This window comes from Microcoleus sp. PH2017_12_PCY_D_A (assembly GCF_020738565.1).
GTDB lineage: Bacteria > Cyanobacteriota > Cyanobacteriia > Cyanobacteriales > Microcoleaceae > Microcoleus.
Window position 1 is genome coordinate 1 of the sequence record NZ_JAEQCI010000253.1, and the last position, 2,474, is coordinate 2,474.

Here is a 2,474-nt window from a genome sequence, read left to right on the forward strand (position 1 = left end):
TTTCAAATATTCAGAATCGGGTTCAAAACCCAAACCAGCAAAAAACTTCTTAAGCAAATCAAGCTTTGATTGGTTTAATTTAAGCTCCCGCTGAACTTGTCACAAAGCTCGTTCAGCCCTTGTCTTAGAGTCCACAAAGTCATTGTAATCAGAGACAATCTGACTTTCAGATTGTTGTTTTTCAAGCCATTGGGCAGCCTGTTTCTTAATAACCTCATCGCCCTCCAAAAGATTATCGCCCGTCCAAGCAGCGATAATTTCACCAGAAGTTTGCAAGTTTCACCATTCGTTAAGCTTGTAAACAGGAAGAACAACTCTCAAAGAAAACATAAATTCGGACTCCAAAATTTAGTAGGGAAAAAAAGCGATCGCCCGTTCAAAACGACCGCTGAAGCAGAAAGGAATAAAACATCAAAGAAAAAAACTCAAGACTCAAGTCACAGCATCACCTCCCGGAGGCGATCGGCTGCAACAGCCAACTCGATTTTTGTAACAGGGAACCCGAACAGTGCGATCGGGATAAACGCGAATCACAACAGTACGGCCGTCGCACTGACTGGCAAGAACTTCGCCGCAGGGGCAAAAATTTTCCATTGATGGCACAGTTTCAAACAGCAAATCGCAAGGAACCCACTGACACATAGACTCAAGCGAAACTGTCTCAACAGTTCCAACGCCAGAAAATTCAGCAAACTGTTCGATCGGCTCGCTGTGCTCAAAGTCCCAAAGAACAATCGCCTCGCGAAACGCATCGAGGGATTCAAAATCATCCGGGTCTGGCGGCTCATCCACCAATTCAATCTCAAAATTTAGCAAATTTAATTGCCCGCCAGCATCAGATTGGAAGTGGATAATCTGGGACTGTGGCGGGGCATAGCGAGCCAAAAACCTATCAGAGAAAGTAACCCCAGTCAAAATCGGATTTTTGGCCGCTAAACCGATCGCTGCTGCCTCAGTTTTGACACCGGGGGAAGTTTTGACCGTTTCTATAAGCAGTTCCTGGCGGCTCCTGGACGCGATCGACACCAAGGATATTTTCCGATGTCAGTTCGATCGACTCCTGGACGCAATCGACACCGGGGGAAGTTTCCAGCAGTTTCAACAACGGAAGCTTGACACCAGCCAGCGCATCAATCCAACTTTGAGAGCGTCGCCGATCGCCTGTCGGAACAATATCAAGTTCGCGAGCGATCGCTTTGAGCTGACCAAAGGTCTTTTGTTGTAACTGTACAGCAGTGTAAGTGTACATAGTTTGAGGAAAAGGGCTTGAGCAGTACAAGCCCAGGGAGAACGTTACAGGGTATGCAAATTGCAGATAGATTAGCTACAAGGATTTTCGCAAAACAGTCGCAGCCAAAGCTCAGCTCGGCGAAACCCTTGTGTTGTCTATCTCTCCTTACTTTAGTATGGACTTTTTAAAATGTCAATACTAAAGTAAGGATTATATGTTAAAATGAATACAGAGTCCAAAGTTGAAACATCAACACCTACCTTGAAAAATCTGATCGAAGCCGCAGGAATAACACAACGACAATTAAGCAAAGACACAGGAATTGCAGAAGTAACCATTAACACTTGGGTTGCTGGACGCAAAATACCCAGACTAGATAACGCAATTCTCCTAGCGAGCAAACTAGGAATTTCTCTAAAAACCTTATCAAAAGCTATGGGAATAGACGTAAGTAAAGTTCCAGATGACTCAATCTCAGTAGCACAATCCAAATAAAACCAAACTGGCGACACCTGCCAGGGGATAAACCCACCCTGCTGCGTTCGTGGGAAACGAACTTTGATATCCCACACTGCACCGGACAAGGGTATGAGGGCCGGAAAGTTCAAAAAACCTTTCCCATCAAAGTGGTGCGACAGCCGGAGAGACGGCATTTTTACTCTCATCCCACCCACCATGCACAAAACCTACCCCCCAGAAGTCCGCGAGCAAATCAGGCGCTTCCTGCTGTACAAAAACGGAAAGCAAATGGTAAAGCGATACCTAGCCATACTCAGCAGCCCTGAATACGCCGACGGTTACAAAAAACGCCGCAGTACCAAAAAAACGCAGTGCAACAAATAAAACTGTTCCCGCAACCAACAGCGACGCCGCAGTACAAAGCCGGCGATTGGGTAAAAACCAAGCGAAAACCGGCGATCGCAGCCTGGATTAAACGCGGCGAAATTTTCAAAGTTAACGCCGTCCACCCGATCGACGGCAGCATCCAATTTTGGAACCCACACACCAACCAATGGGATTTTTTATATCCAGAAGAAGTTAAGCCTTGCCCAGCGCCATTAACTGCCGAGACTGTTGTGGAGAATCTCAAACCTCCATTAACTGCCGAGACTGTTGTGGAGAATCTCAAACCTCCATTAACTGCCGAGACTGTTGTGGAGAATCTCAAACCTCCATTAACTGTCGAGACTGTTGTGGAGAATCTCAAACCTCCATTAACTGTCGAGACTGTTGTGGAGAATCT

At 46.1% G+C, this 2,474-nt stretch carries 5 protein-coding genes and 1 pseudogene; 3 read left to right on the forward strand and 3 right to left on the reverse strand.

Annotation, left to right across the window (positions count from 1 at the left end; all coding sequences use genetic code 11):
* Nucleotides 1–99: 99 nt before the first annotated feature.
* The 3 genes from JGK39_RS33360 to JGK39_RS33370 all read right to left on the reverse strand — a co-directional run bounded on the left by JGK39_RS33360 (nt 100) and on the right by JGK39_RS33370 (nt 1,249).
* Entirely contained in the window at nt 100–276 is a 177-nt protein-coding gene (locus tag JGK39_RS33360) for a hypothetical protein (protein WP_293258781.1), read from the reverse strand.
* A 156-nt stretch (nt 277–432) separates the two neighbouring features.
* A complete protein-coding gene (locus JGK39_RS33365) occupies nt 433–1,026 on the reverse strand; it encodes a hypothetical protein (protein WP_293322691.1) in 594 nt (197 codons plus the stop codon).
* A complete protein-coding gene (locus tag JGK39_RS33370; protein ID WP_293322694.1) occupies nt 953–1,249 on the reverse strand; it encodes a hypothetical protein in 297 nt (98 codons plus the stop codon). Before JGK39_RS33370 ends, JGK39_RS33365 begins: the two co-directional genes overlap by 74 nt.
* A gap of 204 nt (nt 1,250–1,453) precedes the next feature.
* On the opposite strand from JGK39_RS33370, the gene JGK39_RS33375 reads away from it, so the two are divergent.
* The 3 genes and pseudogenes from JGK39_RS33375 to JGK39_RS33385 all read left to right on the forward strand — a co-directional run.
* Nucleotides 1,454–1,726, forward strand: coding sequence for a helix-turn-helix transcriptional regulator (locus tag JGK39_RS33375; RefSeq protein WP_293258785.1), 273 nt, complete (start codon nt 1,454–1,456; stop codon nt 1,724–1,726).
* A 63-nt stretch (nt 1,727–1,789) separates the two neighbouring features.
* Entirely contained in the window at nt 1,790–2,074 is a 285-nt protein-coding gene (locus tag JGK39_RS33380) for a hypothetical protein (RefSeq protein ID WP_293258787.1), read from the forward strand.
* A pseudogene (locus tag JGK39_RS33385) lies at nt 2,062–2,474 on the forward strand (hypothetical protein); the annotation flags it as partial. The gene JGK39_RS33380 and the pseudogene JGK39_RS33385, both read left to right, overlap by 13 nt.